The 15790-nt window shown below is 60.7% G+C and carries 14 protein-coding genes and 1 tRNA gene; 8 read left to right on the top strand and 7 right to left on the bottom strand.

The genetic code is table 11. From position 1 onward, the window contains the following. Positions 1-103: 103 nt before the first annotated feature. Entirely contained in the window at positions 104-376 is a 273-nt protein-coding gene (locus tag E4656_RS16050; RefSeq protein WP_135484324.1) for an HU family DNA-binding protein, read from the bottom strand. Positions 377-679: 303 nt separating this feature from the next. On the opposite strand from E4656_RS16050, the gene E4656_RS16045 reads away from it, so the two are divergent. Continuing rightward, positions 680-1276 (top strand): chorismate--pyruvate lyase family protein, encoded by a 597-nt coding sequence (locus E4656_RS16045; protein WP_167856094.1) that lies wholly within the window; start codon positions 680-682, stop codon positions 1274-1276. Further along, positions 1273-2172: a 4-hydroxybenzoate octaprenyltransferase gene (gene ubiA / locus E4656_RS16040; RefSeq protein WP_135484322.1), complete on the top strand. Its 900-nt coding sequence runs from the start codon at positions 1273-1275 to the stop codon at positions 2170-2172. The genes E4656_RS16045 and ubiA overlap by 4 nt, the downstream gene beginning before the upstream one ends. Here the strand turns inward: ubiA and E4656_RS16035 are convergent. From E4656_RS16035 to E4656_RS16015, 5 genes are all read right to left on the bottom strand, one after another. Beyond that, on the bottom strand, positions 2169-3083 hold the full coding sequence (locus tag E4656_RS16035) for a response regulator (protein WP_135484321.1): 915 nt from the start codon (positions 3081-3083) through the stop codon (positions 2169-2171). The genes ubiA and E4656_RS16035 overlap by 4 nt on opposite strands. Then, positions 3080-3922 (bottom strand): hypothetical protein, encoded by an 843-nt coding sequence (locus E4656_RS16030; protein WP_135484320.1) that lies wholly within the window; start codon positions 3920-3922, stop codon positions 3080-3082. Before E4656_RS16030 ends, E4656_RS16035 begins: the two co-directional genes overlap by 4 nt. A gap of 6 nt (positions 3923-3928) precedes the next feature. Continuing rightward, positions 3929-4741 (bottom strand): S1/P1 nuclease, encoded by an 813-nt coding sequence (locus tag E4656_RS16025; protein ID WP_167856093.1) that lies wholly within the window; start codon positions 4739-4741, stop codon positions 3929-3931. 20 nt (positions 4742-4761) lie between these two features. Beyond that, positions 4762-5082, bottom strand: a complete 321-nt coding sequence (locus tag E4656_RS16020) for a DUF3392 family protein (RefSeq protein WP_135484318.1) — start codon at positions 5080-5082, stop codon at positions 4762-4764. Positions 5083-5160: 78 nt separating this feature from the next. Beyond that, a tRNA-Thr gene (locus E4656_RS16015) sits at positions 5161-5236 on the bottom strand. A gap of 104 nt (positions 5237-5340) precedes the next feature. On the opposite strand from E4656_RS16015, the gene E4656_RS16010 reads away from it, so the two are divergent. Then, positions 5341-5748 (top strand): acyl-CoA thioesterase, encoded by a 408-nt coding sequence (locus E4656_RS16010; RefSeq protein WP_135484317.1) that lies wholly within the window; start codon positions 5341-5343, stop codon positions 5746-5748. On the opposite strand, the gene uvrD is transcribed toward E4656_RS16010, so the two are convergent. Continuing rightward, positions 5749-7902 (bottom strand): DNA helicase II, encoded by a 2154-nt coding sequence (uvrD, locus tag E4656_RS16005; RefSeq protein ID WP_135484316.1) that lies wholly within the window; start codon positions 7900-7902, stop codon positions 5749-5751. It abuts the gene before it with no gap. A gap of 164 nt (positions 7903-8066) precedes the next feature. Here uvrD and E4656_RS16000 point away from each other — a divergent pair, with 164 nt between their 5' ends. The 5 genes from E4656_RS16000 to E4656_RS15980 all read left to right on the top strand — a co-directional run bounded on the left by E4656_RS16000 (position 8067) and on the right by E4656_RS15980 (position 15775). Next, entirely contained in the window at positions 8067-10421 is a 2355-nt protein-coding gene (locus tag E4656_RS16000) for a sensor domain-containing diguanylate cyclase (RefSeq protein ID WP_135484315.1), read from the top strand. 244 nt (positions 10422-10665) lie between these two features. Beyond that, on the top strand, positions 10666-10857 hold the full coding sequence (locus E4656_RS15995) for a PA3496 family putative envelope integrity protein (protein WP_135484314.1): 192 nt from the start codon (positions 10666-10668) through the stop codon (positions 10855-10857). Positions 10858-11136: 279 nt separating this feature from the next. Beyond that, positions 11137-13569, top strand: a complete 2433-nt coding sequence (locus tag E4656_RS15990) for an efflux RND transporter permease subunit (protein WP_167856092.1) — start codon at positions 11137-11139, stop codon at positions 13567-13569. Continuing rightward, positions 13566-14390: an outer membrane lipoprotein-sorting protein gene (locus tag E4656_RS15985; RefSeq protein ID WP_135484312.1), complete on the top strand. Its 825-nt coding sequence runs from the start codon at positions 13566-13568 to the stop codon at positions 14388-14390. Before E4656_RS15990 ends, E4656_RS15985 begins: the two co-directional genes overlap by 4 nt. Beyond that, positions 14387-15775 (top strand): TonB-dependent receptor, encoded by a 1389-nt coding sequence (locus E4656_RS15980; RefSeq protein ID WP_135484311.1) that lies wholly within the window; start codon positions 14387-14389, stop codon positions 15773-15775. The genes E4656_RS15985 and E4656_RS15980 overlap by 4 nt, the downstream gene beginning before the upstream one ends. Positions 15776-15790: the final 15 nt, after the last annotated feature.

Genomic DNA, 15790 nt, shown 5'->3' with positions numbered 1-15790 from the left:
CTGATACGGCGGCGACTTTGGTGGGGTGGGGCAAGGCTGGAGGTGAAGGTGCGCTAGGGCTGCCGGGCAAGATAACCCGGCAAACCCGTTGCAGGCAGAAAGATCAGTTCACGGAATCTTTCAGTGCTTTGCCCGGTTTGAAGCCAACGGTGCTGCTGGCCGGGATCTGAATCGGGGCACCAGTCTGGGGATTCTTGCCAGTACGGGCACTGCGGTTTTTCTTCTGGAAGGTACCGAATCCGACCAGGGTGACAGCATCGCCCTTGGCCACTGAGTTGGTGATTTCGTCCAGTACCACGTTGAGTACATCGTTTGCCTTGTCCTTGGACAGTTCGGCACGTTCGGCGATGGCTGCCGCCAGTTCCGGTTTACGCATATGGGCCATTCCTCTGCTTTTTCTTGGTTCGGGTTAATCATGCGGCTGTCGAACAGGGCCTGCCAAGAGCAACGTACACAAGGCCCAGGACTGCCGCCGTATGGCCATTCTTGAAGCCCGGGCGCCACACGTCAAGCGAATGTTCCCTCTCAGGCCGGTTTTTTTCGGTATTTGCACGCCCTTTGGCTGATATTTGACCAGACAACCCTTCCGGGAGCGTATCTGTAGCCGATAAGCGACAGCTTTCAGTCACCCGGATCGATCTGGCACTGCCCCTGCCGCCAGCTCGGAATGCACGCGGAAATGGCGGTCTGGAGTTTTTCCGGACCGGTGGTTACACTGCGCGCCTTCTCCCTTTCTGCTTCGGCCACAATGATGCAAACCTCCGCCGTGACCGGCCCTGAATCGCATTCATTGCAGCGTCTGCATTGGCGTTCTGAACCGCCTGCCAGCGGCATGCCGCGTCAGTGGTTGCAGGATACCGGTTCCCTGACCGCCAAGCTGCAGACCTTTACCGGTGGCCAGCTCCGGGTCAGGGTCCTGGCGGAAGGTCGCTGCAGGGCCGCGCCCGGACATCCCAGGCCCCCGGGCAGCCGGACCCTGCGCCAGTTGCCCGGGCTGTACTGGCAGCGTAAAGTCGTGCTGCATGCCGGGGCCACCAACCTGATCCGGGCCGTGACACTGGTGCCGCTGCCGCAGCAGCGACTGATCCGGCGCCTGCGGCTGCTGGGTTCGAAACCGCTGGGGGCCTTTCTGTTCGCGCAACCCGGACTGCAGCGCCTGCAAATGGATTTTGCCGCGCTGGACTGGGGCCTGGCCCGCCGCAGCTGGTTTCGGATTGGCCGGGACGAGATCGTTCTGGTAGAAGTGTTTCTGAATTCACTGCTTGAACAACTATGACCCACTTAAGCCAGCGCCTGCAACTCTATCTGCAACTGACCCGCCTCAATCGGCCCATCGGAGTCTACCTGTTGCTGTGGCAGACCCTGTGGGGCCTCTGGTTTGCCGCTGCCGGCACACCCGGCCTGCACAACCTGGTCGTCTTCATTCTGGGGGTGATCTTCATGCGCAGCGCCGGCTGCGTGATGAACGACTATGCGGACCGCCACCTCGACCGGCACGTCAAACGCACCCGGGACCGGCCGCTGACGACAGGCCGGGTCGGTACGCGGGAAGCGCTGGGTCTGGCGGCAGTGCTGGTGATGATTTCCTTCGGCCTGGTGCTGACCACCAACCTGGCCACCATTGTCTGGTCTTTCGGGGCCGTCGGGCTGGCAGCGCTGTATCCGTTCATGAAGCGCTATACCCACCTGCCGCAGCTGTTTCTGGGATTGGCTTTCTCCTGGGCCATTCCCATGGCCTGGGCCGCAGAAGGCCTGACACCGAACCCGGTCGCCTGGGTGTTGTTTCTGAGCGCGGTGTGCTGGATCATGGCCTACGACACCCTGTATGCCATGGTCGACCGTGATGACGACCTGAAGATCGGCATCAAGTCCACCGCCATTCTGTTTGGCGATGCCGACCGGCTGGCCGTTGGTGTGTTGCAGGGCCTGTTCCTGCTCGGCATGATACTGGCGGGCAACATGACCGACAGCGGCTGGGCCTATTACATCGGCCTGCTGTGTGCGGGCGGCCTGTTCGGCTATCAGCACCGCCTGATTCGCCGTCGCGAGCGCATGCCGTGCTTCCGGGCCTTCCTCAACAACCACTGGGTGGGGCTCTGCGTCTTTACCGGCACCGTGGTCGACAAGAGCCTGCTGCCCCTGCTTTCGGGCATTCAGGCTCTGGGACACTAGCGCACGCGGGCAATAAAGCGTGACAGATCGGCGTACTTCTCCGGGTCTTCATCGGTCATCAGCACATTGACCAGCAGGCTGTCACAGTCGAAGTCCTGGCTGGTGGCCTGCAGTGCATAGACGAAGACGTTGAGTCGGGCCATGCGGTCACCCCCCAACTGGATATCCAGCGCCGCCTGCTCGAACAGCTGCGGCAAGCGCTTGTCGCGCTGAATGCGCAGCAATGCCTGACGCAGATTCATGTCTTCCACGGTGGCGGCAAAGGTGTTGTCGGTCAGGCGCAGGTCCGCTTTGACTTCCCGCTTCAGGCGTCCGGTTTTCAGTTTGGGTGGTGCCGGCTCCGCTGCTGCGGGGGCCTGGCCCGCCGGGTTCCCGGCTGCGCCCGGATCCTGCGCCGGTGCAGACGGGGGCGCTGCACCGCCTCCCAGCAAGGTCGCAGCACTGTTATGAGCGGCGCTGCGGGCCTGATCGGACACGGTTTTTTCCTGTCGCCCCATGATCTTCTGCAGCGTGGCCTTGTGCTTGCGGGCCAGTTGGCGAATCACCTTGCGCAGCAACTGCTCACTGGTAAAGGGCTTGCCGATATAGTCCGACACCCCGGCCTCCACGGCCTGGGTGACATGGCTCTTGTCGCCGCGACTGGTGACCATGATGAAGGGCGTCTTTTCGACGCCGTCTTCAAGCTCCTGAGCCCGCAGATCAGTCAATACCTCGATACCGGACACATCCGGCATCTCCCAGTCACACAGCACCAGGTCATAGCTGTTCTTGTTCAGCATCGACCGGGCGCGGCGCCCGTCATTGGCTTCATCTATCTGAATGCCAGGCAACTGGCTGCGCAGCGAGCGCTTGATCAGATCCCGAATAAAGCTGGCATCATCCACTACGAGTACTTGCAGGCTATCTGTCATTCAGGCCGGCCCCCCAAATCCTGATCTGTATCCTGCTGCCCCTGCAACGAAAAGCTGCGATGGGCGGCCTTGATAAGGTATCGGCGACATTGTCGATACCTTTGGTAAAGTCGCTGCAGCTCTCTGACGGCGTGCAGCACGGTGTCATCGGCCATGGGGCCGAGGTAGATATCGCGTACAACCCCCTGCCCCAGCGGCAGAAACCACTGACCGTCACGTTGTCTGGCCTGCCGGCGGGGCAGCGCCAGCCGCCATTCATGCAGCGAAGCCATGGCTTCGGGCTCTTCAAACCAGCCGGGAAAAGGCAGGTTGTCAGTGGCCTCCAGCGTCCGATGCGGTCCGTAGCGCACATGACGCAGCAGTCGTGGCTGGCCCTTCCCGGGCTGAAACAGGGCCTGGTCGACCGGCAGGCCGACGCACACACCCTGATAGTTGTCACCCAGTACCTGCCAGCCCAGCGGGTTGAGCGGGCTCTCCAGCAGGCGCAGTACCGCAACGCCCTGATGGCGGGCCAGATCAATGGAGTTTTCGCTGGCCTGCTCGGCCAGGATCTCGTCCACTATCTCTGCACTGAGCGTGTCCCGCTTGAGCTCCATCTGCCCGGCAAAGTACTCGAAATCCACCGCTGCCCGGATGTGGTCCGGCAGGGCGTCATAGCGCCGCCGCAGCGCGCGCTGCCACTGATCCTCGGTCAGATCCACTTCATTGCCCACACCGGTGTGCGTCTGCAGCCAGGGGTTGGGCAGGGTTTCGAAAGCGGTCAGCGGCAATTCATTGCGCTTGAGTGCCGCCACCAGGCGTTGATCGCCATAACAATACAACAGTCCGCTGTCAGTCATAATGACTCACTCGAACTCCAGCAGGTCCGGACTGGCTTCCAGCGCGCCTTGGGCGGACTGCATCGACACCACCTGATTGAAGCGCGAGGCCAGGCGCACGGCAGCCTTCTTCAGTTGTTCTTCCAGCGCCGGCAGGGCCTCGCGCCGATAAATGGAATTCCAGCCTCCGGCTCGCTGTACGGCCGGGTAGGCGATATCACGGGCCACAGTATGGGTCTCCCAGACCCAACTGGCCGGTTCACCCGCCTCCCATTCTCGCCGCTGCTCATCGGTGATCTGGCGGGCATAGATATTGGCCATGACAAAGGGCGGGTGCGGCAGGTGTTCAAACAACTCGTGCTGCCAGATCTCGAACAGGCTGTAACGTTCCAGATCGCTGCCTACCAGCTCGGTTTCACGGCCGCCGCGATCAGCGGCAAAACCGGCGTTGACCGGGTCGTGCAGGTCGGCCATATAGTGCACCAGAAAACGGAACGCATCCATACGCTGGTTCCGACTGGCGCCGTCATCGGCCAGCACCTCTTCGGCGCTCAGCACCGCCGCTACAGAGCAGATGCCATTGGGACAATGCTCTGCCGGTACAAAGCCGCTGTCGCCTTCCCGAAACCAGGTATAGTGGTAGCCCAGACGCCATTCATTGCCCCGGCGGCGCGTCACCTGCTGCGCATAGTTGGCATCTTCCAGCAGCAGGCGGCGGTAGTTGGTGCCATAGAGACTCTCTACCAGTGCCCGCGCGTCATCGTTCAGGTAGTAGGTGGCCAGTTGGGCCACAATCTGGTGCCCGCGCTCACCGAACCCCTGTGCCGGCAGCGCCAGCAAGGTGAGCAGGCCCAGTGCCGTCAGCCACTGCGCCGCTCGGCCAGCCAGCCCACGACCAGGAAGGCGAGCACGATCACGATGCCGAGAATATGCGCGTCGATCGCGGTCAGTCCACGTGCCAGCCATATGCCCCCCTGAACGGTCAGAAACCCGTAGCCCAATGCACAGAGTATGACAAAAACCAGTGTGCGGAGCACGAAATGTGCCTTGCGTATCATACCGCGTACACCGCGATTGATGTCAGTACCAAAAATGACCAGCAGCGAAGCCACCAAGGCCGTCGCCAGAAAACGCAGGTGGGGTTGAAACCAGGACGAGAATTCGATCAGCATTGCGGACATGGTAATCTCCTGCAGATATCACTGAACCAGAAACAGAAAAGCCCGGACAATCAGGATTGCCCGGGCTTAAAGAATGGCTGGTGCCGGCACCACGATTCGAACGCGGGACCTACTGATTACAAGTCAGTTGCTCTACCACCTGAGCTATGCCGGCAACGGACGGCTAATATACTGATGCGACTGCGGTGCGTCAACTGCCTGAACACGCTATAATGCGCGACACATTCGGACCTATAATCACAGGTAAACAGTACGTTCATGTACGATGACAGCCTATCCCCCAATCCTCAGGGTGAACTCATGCTGCGCGTGGTGCCCATGCTGGCGGACGCCAACCCCAACGGCGATATCTCCGGTGGTTGGCTGGTTACCCAGATGGATACTGCTGCCGCGCTGATGGCCGCCCGCATTGCCCGCGGTCGGGTCACCACCATGGCCATCGGCGAAATGTCATTCGTGCGTCCGGTGAAGGTGGGCTCCATCGTGTGTTGTTATGGCCTGCTGAAGCAGACCGGGCGCAGTTCACTGCGCGTGTCCATCGAGGTGTGGTGCCGCATGCCGGAAGAAGACCGGCGGCAGAAGGTGACCGAAGCCGAGTTCACCTATGTGGCCATTGATGAACAGCGCCGCATCCGACCCATTCCGGTGGAACCGCGCACTGCCTGATCAGCCGATCACTTCCAGCTTGGCAAACTGATAGACCAGTTGCTTGATGCCTTCGCCGTCAAAGTTCACCTGCACCGTGGCGTTAGGACCCTGGCCCTCGAACTGCAACACCACACCATCGCCGAAAATCGGGTGCCGTACCAGAGCGCCGAGTGGAATGGCCGGCGGCTGCCCCAAGGCCGAAACCCCACCCGAGGTGCTGCCCGGCATCGACAGCTGCAGATTAATGCGGATGTCAGTGCGCAGCTCGGCGGGAATTTCGCGCACAAAGCGCGATACCGGGTTGAAGCTGTCCTGGCCGTAAAGGCGCCGGCTTTCCGCATGGGTAATGAACACCTGCTGCTCCGCCCGGGTAATGCCGACATAGCAGAGACGGCGCTCTTCCTCCAGACGCTCCGGGTCCGCAGACGAACGCTGATGAGGGAACAGGCCCTCTTCCATGCCGACCAGAAACACCAGTGGAAATTCCAGTCCCTTGGCGGAGTGCAGCGTCATCAGGCTGATGGCGGCCTCATAGTCGTCGGCCTGACCTTCACCGGCATCCAGGCTGGCATCCGCCAGAAACTCGGTCAGCGGGTCCAGATCCTCCGGCGCCTGGTAGGTTTCCAGTGCGCCCAGCAACTCCTGCAAGTTCTCGACCCGGGCCTGTCCGCGCTCGCCTTTTTCCGCCTTGTGATAGTCCAGCAGGCCGGTCATGTCGAGCACGGTCTGCGCCAGCTCACGCAGGTCCATGCCATGCCGGCTGTCGCGCAGATCGGTAACCAACTGAAAGAAGGCCCCCAGTGCATGATGTGCCTTGCCGCTGACCAGGCGCTGCTCCACAGCCTGCACGGCCGCATCCCAGAGCGAACTGCCCTCTTCGCGGGCCAGTTGCCGAATTTTCTCCAGTGATTTGGCACCCACGCCGCGGGGCGGCACATTGACCACCCGCTCAAAGGCCGGATCGTCCCGGGCATTGGCGACCAGGCGCAGATAGGCCAGCGCATTGCGGATTTCCAGCCGCTCGTAGAAACGCATGCCACCATAGATGCGGTAGGGCACCTGGGCCTGCATCAGAGCTTCTTCCAGCACCCGGGACTGGGCATTGGAGCGATAAAGCACCGCGATATCGTCGGCCGAATGGCCGGACTCGATCCACTGCTCAGCCTGCTCGGCGACGAAACGGGCCTCGTCCTGCTCGTTGAAGGCGGTATAGACCTGCAACGGCTCACCGGGTTCACCCTCGGACCAGAGCTCCTTGCCCAGCCGGCCCTGGTTGTGGTCAATCACTGCATTGGCGGCCTGCAGAATGGTCTGGGTAGAGCGATAGTTCTGCTCCAGTCGGATCAGTTCGGCGCCGGGGAAGTCATCGCGAAACTGCTGGATGTTTTCCACCCGGGCCCCGCGCCAGCCATAGATCGACTGATCATCATCACCGACCACGGTCAGGTTGCCGCCGTCACCCAGCAAAGTGCGCAGCCAGGCATACTGGATGGTATTGATGTCCTGAAACTCGTCCACCAGCAGATGGCGGAAGCGGGCCTGATAGTGCTTGAGCAGGGCCGGGTTGTGCCGCCAGACCTCGAGGGAGCGCAGCAGCAACTCCGCGAAGTCGACCACGCCGGCCCGATTGCAGGCCTCCTGGTAGGCACCGTAAACCTGCTGACAGGCCTGCTCGAAGGGGTCACCGCTGGGCGCGATGTGCTCGGCCCTGCGGCCTTCATCCTTGTGGTCATTGATATACCATTGCACCTGGCGCGGCTCCAGACTGGTGTCCTTCAGACCCAATTCGGTCAGCAGGCGCTTGATCAGCCGCAGCTGATCATCACTGTCCATGATCTGGAATTCGCGCGGCAACCCCGCCTCCAGATAGTGCTGCCGCAGCAGCCGGTGCGCCAGACCATGAAAGGTACCGATCCACAGGGCCCCGACCGGCTGTGCCAGCAGGGCCTCGACCCGATGGCGCATTTCCCGCGCCGCCTTGTTGGTGAAGGTGACCGCCAGCAGGCCGGTGGGTGCTGCCTGCCCGGTTTCCATCAGCCAGGCAATGCGGTGCGTCAGTACCCGCGTCTTGCCACTGCCGGCGCCCGCCAGTACCAGCAGATGGCGGGCATCGGATTTGACCGCCTGTCGCTGCGGGGCATTCAGGCTCTGGAGACGTTCAAGGATGGACATGTCGGGCTCCGGGAATGGGTGCTCTGATAACTCCTGCCGCTCCGCGGTGGCGCGGTCCGACAGTGGCGACTAAAGTAACAGGAGGGATGTAAGCGCTTCACAACAAAGTGGCTGTCACCCGCTGCTGCATTCTAACGTACCTGTATAGGCATACAAGTAAACGCATGAAAGAGCTCATATCCGACCCGTCTGCAAGCGAGCAGCTGCAGCAGACGTCCGGGCCCCCGCGCGTCTGGCGGCGGCTGCTGCCGGCGGCGGTGGCGCTGTTGCTCGGCTGGCTGGTGCTGCTGTGGTTGAATGCGCCGGCGACCGCCTGGGCCGGTATCACGCTGACGGTACTGATACTGGGTACCCTGGCGCTGTGGCGGCAACAGAAGGTGCTGCAGTCACTCTATACCGCCCAGGACCGGATGGCCCGGCAACTGGACCAGCGGGCGCGTCAGTTGGCTGACAACAACCGCCAGCTCACTACCGAGATGCGGCTCAAGGATGCCTTTACCGAAGCGCTGCGACAGAATGACCAGAAACTCCAGATGGCCATGCAGGCCAGCCAACTGGCCGTCTGGGACTGGGATATCCGCGGTCGTCACCTGCACATCAGCGGACCGGAACAGGGCTTTGGCCAGTTGCACAATGGCGTCATGCGGCCACTGAGCGACTATGTGCACCCGGACGATTTCGCGCGTGTGCGGCGCACCGTGATCCGGCACCTGCGGGGCATCACGCCGCGCCTGACGCTGCGTTATCGCAACCGGGAGGAACCGCCGCGCTGGCTGGAAGACACCGGGCGTACCATTGCCTTTGACGAAAAGCAGCGGCCACAGCGACTGCTCGGTACCCGACGTGATATTACCGCCGAAGTGGAGCGGGAGCAGGAGCTGACCCTCGCTGCCAGCCTGTTCAGTGACAACCGGGACCCGCTGCTGGTGCTGGACCGGGACTTCAACGTCAGCGCGCTGAATCCCGCCTTTGCCGAGATGCTGCGCCGCTCGGCGGATGAATGGCGCGACCGACCCTGGGTTCGATGCAGCCACAGCCGCCTGACCCACGATATCGTCACCCGGCTGCGTGAACAGGGGCACTGGGAAGGCGAGTTGCTGGAACAGCGCTCCAACGGCGAAGCCTTCCCGCTGCACCTGAGTTTCCGCTCCGTGATGACCGGCAACCTGGTCAGCCATTATCTGGGTTTCGGGCGCGATCTCAGCCAGCAGCGGCAAGCCCGACAGACTCAGGACAAGGGCCACTATGACCCGCTCACCGGACTGCCCAACCGCAGCTATTTTTACCAGCAACTCGACTATTACCGGCGCATGGATCGGCTGCCGGAACAGCAGGTCGCCCTGGGGCTGCTTAACATCGATGCGTTCCGCGCCATCAACGAGACGCATGGCCACGCCACCGGTGATCTGCTGTTGCAGGATATTGCCGCGCGGCTGAACCAGTATGGCGCGCCGCTGCTGATGGTGGCGCGCCTGGGCGGCGGCCATTTCGGCCTGCTGTTCTCGCACTTTGAAACCTCGGTACGCCTGCGTCACCTGGCCGATCAGATCGTGGCGGACATCCATCGCCCCATGCTGCTGGACGACCAGGATGTGCTGCCGTCCGTCTCCATGGGGCTGCTGATGCTGAACCCGGAGAACGTCCATGAATGCCTGAATGCCACCGGTATCGCCCTGGAGCAGGCCAAGCACCGTGGCGGTAATCGGGTGGTGGAAGCCGGTGACCTGCACCGCAGTCCCGATGCCCGCAAGGCCGAATCCCTGCAGGCGCTGCAACAGATACTCGATTGCCTGGAAACCCCGCTGCGCTTTCGCCCCCAGGTGGAGGGCACCCATGGTGAGCTCAGGGGCATCCGGGTCAGTACGGTACTGGCCTATGCCGAACTGGGTGAACAGCTGGCCGATCCGCTCTATGCTCTGGCGCAGGAAAAACAGCTGGAAGAACGGCTGTACCGGCAGTTGCTGCGCGAGGCCTGCGCCTGCCACGTACGCTGCGCGCGCTCCGCCCACAAGGAAACACTGCTGCTCTCCTTCCCGCTGAACAGCCGCCTGGTCTTCAATGAACACCTGCGCGAAATGACGGCGACGGTGCTGGATGAATTCAATATCCCGCCCGCGCTGCTGGAGCTCAGTTTTCCGGCGCGAGTACTGCAGCATGACCGCACGCTGGTAATGGCGCAGCTCAACGCCCTGCATCGAACCGGATTCAGGCTGGCGCTGGAAGACGTGGAAGCCTGGCCGGTCACACTGAGTCAGTGCCTGCAGTTGCCGCTGACCCGACTGCGCATGGCCGTGGGCGAACCCGGGCAGATGCAATTGCTGGCTGGCATCAGCCAGTCACTGAACTGGGAACTCTGCGTGGTTCGGGTCAACAGCTACCAGGATCTGGAATCCATTCGCTCGCTGTCACCCAGCCGCCTCGAGGGGGAACAGGTCGGTCATACACTGGATGTGGATGATCTGGAGACCTTTGTCCGGCATTACCGACCACCGACCGAACAACCCCGCCTGTTGCATTGAATCTGTCGCCATCAGTTTCGAACAGTGACGATGTTCACGCTTTGGATACAATCAGTATTTGTTCGATCCCGACCTTTGATCTAAACTCAAAGGCACCGGTCAAGGCTGCGATGTGGTTTTCCGATAGCACACTGTTACCGGTGACACGATGCAAAACAGCCTGTGTCGTGACCCAAGAAAAAGAAGAAACGGCCGTGCGGTCCGAGCGCTGGACTGAACGCCGACTGAACAAGGAGTCCTATTCATGTCGATGAATCTGTTTGAAGTCGAACTGGCCAATCTGGAAGACGATCAGCTTCATAAAGCTACGGAGAGCAGCGAGAACAAACGGCAGAACAATCACCGCAAGCTGGCGGCCCGCCGGGCGGTAGAAGACCACCTGGAACGACAGCGGCTGCGTGAAGAACTGGATGACTGGGATCTGGAATTGCTCTGATTCCAGACTGTTCGGGCCGGTCAAACCGGCCTGAACAGTACACACTTCTCATCTTCAGAGCCCCCTGACTTCCGTCAAAGGCTTTCGACTACGCCAGTCGCCTGCCGCCCCGATACACCATCCATGTCATAACTATTGATTCCCCGTTCTGGTTAGATGCGTTCGGCGATAACCATTTATCACTTCGTTCCATTTGATGAACAAAAGCCATAGCGTCCCCGTCGGGTACGGCACTAGAGTTTAATCACTTGATTAATGCCGTACCGGAGAGACCGCACCATGAAACCTGACCTCGTTTCATCCTGGCTCAAACGTTATACCGACTGGGTAATGCGCCACCCGCTAACAGTACTCGGCATGATCTTTCTGATCATGCTGTCCCTGGGTAGCCAATTGCGCCACCTTGAAATCGATACCGATCTTGAACACTTTATTGATGAGAGCAAGCCTGCACGCCAGGCCTACAACGCGGTCAAGGAAACTTACGGTCGCAACGACGTTATCGTCGTCGGAATATCGGCGGATGACGTCCTCAGTAATGCGAGCCTGACTGAACTGGCCGACCTTCACCGGCGCATTGAACAATCAGTCCCATGGGTGCGCCGCGTCGATAGCCTGATCAACGCCCCATACCAGGAAGGCACTGCAGACGGCTTGCTGGTCGATGACCTGATTCCGACGCCCATAGGCACACTGGATCGGAACACCATCGAGCGGCGCATTGCCGCCACGCCGATGCTCGAAGGCATGGTCATCAACGCTGCGCGCAACTTCACCGCCCTGGTGATTGAACCCTACACCTACGATTTCGACCCGGATGCGGTGCCCGACGACGCCACTGCCTTCGACGATGCCTTTGGCGGGGATTTCACCGCCGGGCCGTCGGTCAGTGATGCTGAGCCTGCTGATGACGGCGAGCGCTTCCTGCCCATCGAGAAAACCAATGAGCTGATCCTGGCTCTGGAATCCGACTTGGCGATCACAGAGGGGCTAAGGACGGTCATTGCCGGCATGCCGGTGGTTAACGAGCAACTGGAAACCACGATGAAAAGCGAGATGCAGACCTTCATCAGTCTGACAGTGGTGCTGATCATCATTGTACTGGTGGCATTTTTCCGGCGAGTGTCCGCTGTGGTCATACCCTTGTCGGCTGTCATGCTGGCCATACTGGCGACCTTTTCAGCACTGTCTCTTGCCGGGCAGACAGTACAAATGCCACTGATTCTGGTGCCGTCATTCTTGCTGGCAATCACCGTTGGCTATGCCGTGCATATACTGACGCATTTCTTCAATGCCTATAACAACGGTATCGACCGATTCCAGGCGATGCGCCAGGCTATTCGTATCACCGCCTTGCCCATTTTCCTCACCTCCCTGACCACGGCCGCCGGCCTGATAACCCTGGCCAGCGGCGATCTGATACCCATTGCCAACCTGGGGGCCTTCTCCGCACTGGGCGTGATGCTGGCCTTCGTTCTGACAGTGCTTATGACCCCGGCGCTGATGGCTCTCTGGCCTCTGTCCGCAGCACGCCCGACGCATCATCGAGATCGGGCACGCGGGATTCTGCGTTATTTTGCCGACCTGTCCTGGAAGCGGGGTGCCTGGCTGGCCTCTGCCTGGCTTCTGGCAGTGATTATCGCGCTGGCATTTGCCGTACAGCTGCGTTTCTCTTTCGACCCGCTTGACTGGATGCCAGAAGATCTGCCGATACGCACAGCCACTCACACCATCGACGAACAGTTAAGCGGCACGATCAATATGGAAGTGATCATCGACACCGGCGAGGAAAACGGCATCAAGAACCCCGAACTGTTGCAACGCCTGGACGAAGAACTCTCGGCCCTGCAAGCCGGTACACCCGGTGGTGTACGCATTGGCCATGTGAATTCAATGCTGGACATCATCAAGGGCACCCACCAGGCCCTGAACGATGGCGACTCGACCTATTACCGGATCCCTTCCAACGCCAGCCTGCTCGCCGAAGAACTGGTGCTGTTTGAAAACACGGGTGCGGATGAGCTTGCCCGGCTGGTGAATTCCGACTACAGCCAGATGAAGGTGACGCTGATCATGCCCTGGGCGGACATTCTGCAATACCAGGACTTTATTGAGGTGACGGAAACTCAGTTGGGTGGTGCGCTGGAAGATTGGGCCGAGGTTCATGTCGCCGGTCTGCTGCCCCTGCTCAGCGATACCCTGGACGAAGTGGTAACCACCACAGCCTGGAGCTATGGCCTTGCGGCTGTGGCTATTACACTGATGATGATCGCGCTGCTGCGCTCGGTCGGTCTGGGTGTCGTGGCCATGCTGCCGAACCTGGCGCCCATTCTGGTGGTGATGGGTCTGATGCACGGGCTCGGCATCCCGCTGGATCTGTTCACCATGCTGGTGGCAACAATCGCCATCGGCATCACCGTCGATAACACGGTGCACTTCGCTCACCACTTCCGCTCGGCGCTGGCCAAAAATCCGGACGCCCGCGCGGCCAGCGAAACGGCCTTCGACAACGCTGGCCGAGCCCTGATGACCACAGCCATTGTTCTGACCGTCGGTTTCTACGTCTTCTTGTTCAGCAACGTCTCCAGCATTTTCAACTTTGGCTTCCTGAGCGGAACCGCTTTTCTGCTGGCAGTGTTGTCGAACTTTACCCTCACGCCAGTGCTGTTGCGCTGGTACGCCCCCTTACTGACCAGGGAGACTGCCCAATGAAACATGAACTTTTGAATAAGCCTGCTCATCTGAGCATTGGAATCGCCATTCTGTCGACCATTCTGGTGCTGACCAGCACCAGCGCCCAGGCCGAAACCGGCCGGGAGATCATGGCCGAAGTCGATGCCCAACCCACGCCCGAAGTGATGGCCTCCGAGATCACCATGACGCTGATTGATCGCAACAGCAACCAGCGAGTACGCCGGTTGCAGTCGCTGAGCCGGACCTTTGAGGACAGCGAACGCAGTCTGATGTTTTTTCTGGAACCGTCCGATGTCCGTGGCACCGGTTTTCTGTCCTTCGATTACAACGACCCGCAACTCAGCGACGACCAGTGGCTGTTTTTACCCAGCATGAACAGGTCCAGACGCATCGCTGGCAGTGACCAGAGCAGCAGCTTTATGGGGTCGGACCTGTCCTATGCCGATATGTCGTCGCGCAATCTGGATGACTGGACATACGAGCTGCTGGGTGAAGACAGGGTCGGTGACGAACCGGTCTGGCTGGTTCGCGCCACGGCGGCCGACAACGACGTGATTGACCGCACCGGCTACACCGAATCGGTAATCTATGTTCAGCAAAGCAACTATCAGGTGATTCGAGCCATCCACAGCCTTGAGGGTGTCAATGAACGCAAACTGATAAACATACCGGAATGGGAGCATCGCGATGGCTACTGGCTGCCTAAAGTCATGCAGGTGGTCAGCCAGGAAGGCGGCCAGACCGTGCATCGTACTCAATTGACATTCAGCGACATCGATCTGGACCCTGAAATATCAGCGTCCGAATTCAGCATACAGCGACTGGAGCAGGGGCTATGAGATTAACAGTACTATTGATACTCGCAGCGACCAGCCTGGTCGTGGCGAGTAACATCGTGGCGGCAGACGACCCTTTTGGTGAAACGTTCAACAGCGGCTTCGGCGAGGTCGAACCGGTGGAGCCGTCAGAACCCCGTACGGTCTATCTGGCCAATCGCCTGATCCAACGGGGGCAGGTGAACACGACCCAGCCTGAACCAGACCTGAATGAGACTGATCACCGAGGGCTGGCCAGCCTGGTCACCGCCTGGCGGTCCAGAGTGGAATGGCGTCCGAACAGCCGCTTCGATGGAGTTCTGGATGCTGAACTGAGCCAGGACTGGGTGTTTGACCTGCGACCCGACACGGACTGGAAAACGCCCTATCGTGACCAGCGGGAAACTCAACTGGAGCTGCATGAGGCCCGCCTGGGTTACCGCACCTCTGACTGGGCGCTGACCAGTGGACGGCAAGTGCAATCCTGGGGCTTCAACGATGTACTCTCAGTGCTCGAACCGGTCAACCCGCCCCGTATGGCGCAGCCGGGTTTGTATGACGCCGACGAAACGAGGCTGTCCCGCTGGCTGACCGAGGCCCGGTTGTACCTGGGTAACTGGACGCTACAGGGTATGGTGGCGCATGAAAACCGGATGGCCGAACAGCCGGTTCATGGCAGCGATTACTATCCACTGCCTGCCGAGACCAAAGACCGGACACCCAACCATGGCTGGGAAGACCCGGACGCGCATGCCGGCGGTGTACGCTTAAGCGGCCTTTGGCAGGGTGCCGATCTGGCGGCGTTCGTCTGGCGTGGCTACAACCCGACTGGGCATCTGATGTTTGAGCCGGGCGCGGTCGAGCGCCGATACGAGCGACTGACAACCGTCGGCGCCGGGCTGAGCGTGCCGTTCGACAGTACTGTGATCAGGGCCGAAATCGCCGTTGAAGACGGTCTTACCTGGGCCCCGGTCAACACGACCCAGCAGGGCGGGCAGGCGGTGCGAAGCAGTGGTGCGGAACGCACCACCCAACGGCTATCCTGGGCGCTGGGGGTCGACCTTACGCTGCCCGAAAACAGCCGCCTGCTACTCGAGTACCGCACTGATTACCTGCCTGACTATCAGCCTGACATGGCCGCCAATCTGGGTGAGGAGTTCAACCACCGCTGGGCCATCGGCGCAGAGCACAGCACCTTGCGGGAGCGGCTCACGCTGAGTGGAGTGGTGCTCGGTTTTGGCGGCCTGACCGACAGCGGGCAGGCGACGCGGCTGGCGGCCGACTGGGACATCAGCGACCAGTGGCGCACCCGGTTTGGCTGGGTTGGCTATCGCGCTGGAGACGCAGTCCAATTGCAGACGGCTGACGACAGCGATCGGATATTCTGGCAACTGGAGTGGCTAATCTAGGTGGCTCTGCGGTAT

Origin of the sequence: Natronospirillum operosum, from assembly GCF_004768465.1 — a bacterium.
GTDB lineage: Bacteria > Pseudomonadota > Gammaproteobacteria > Pseudomonadales > Natronospirillaceae > Natronospirillum > Natronospirillum operosum.
Note: the sequence above shows the minus strand (reverse complement) of the source record. Positions and strands in the feature narration are given on the sequence as shown.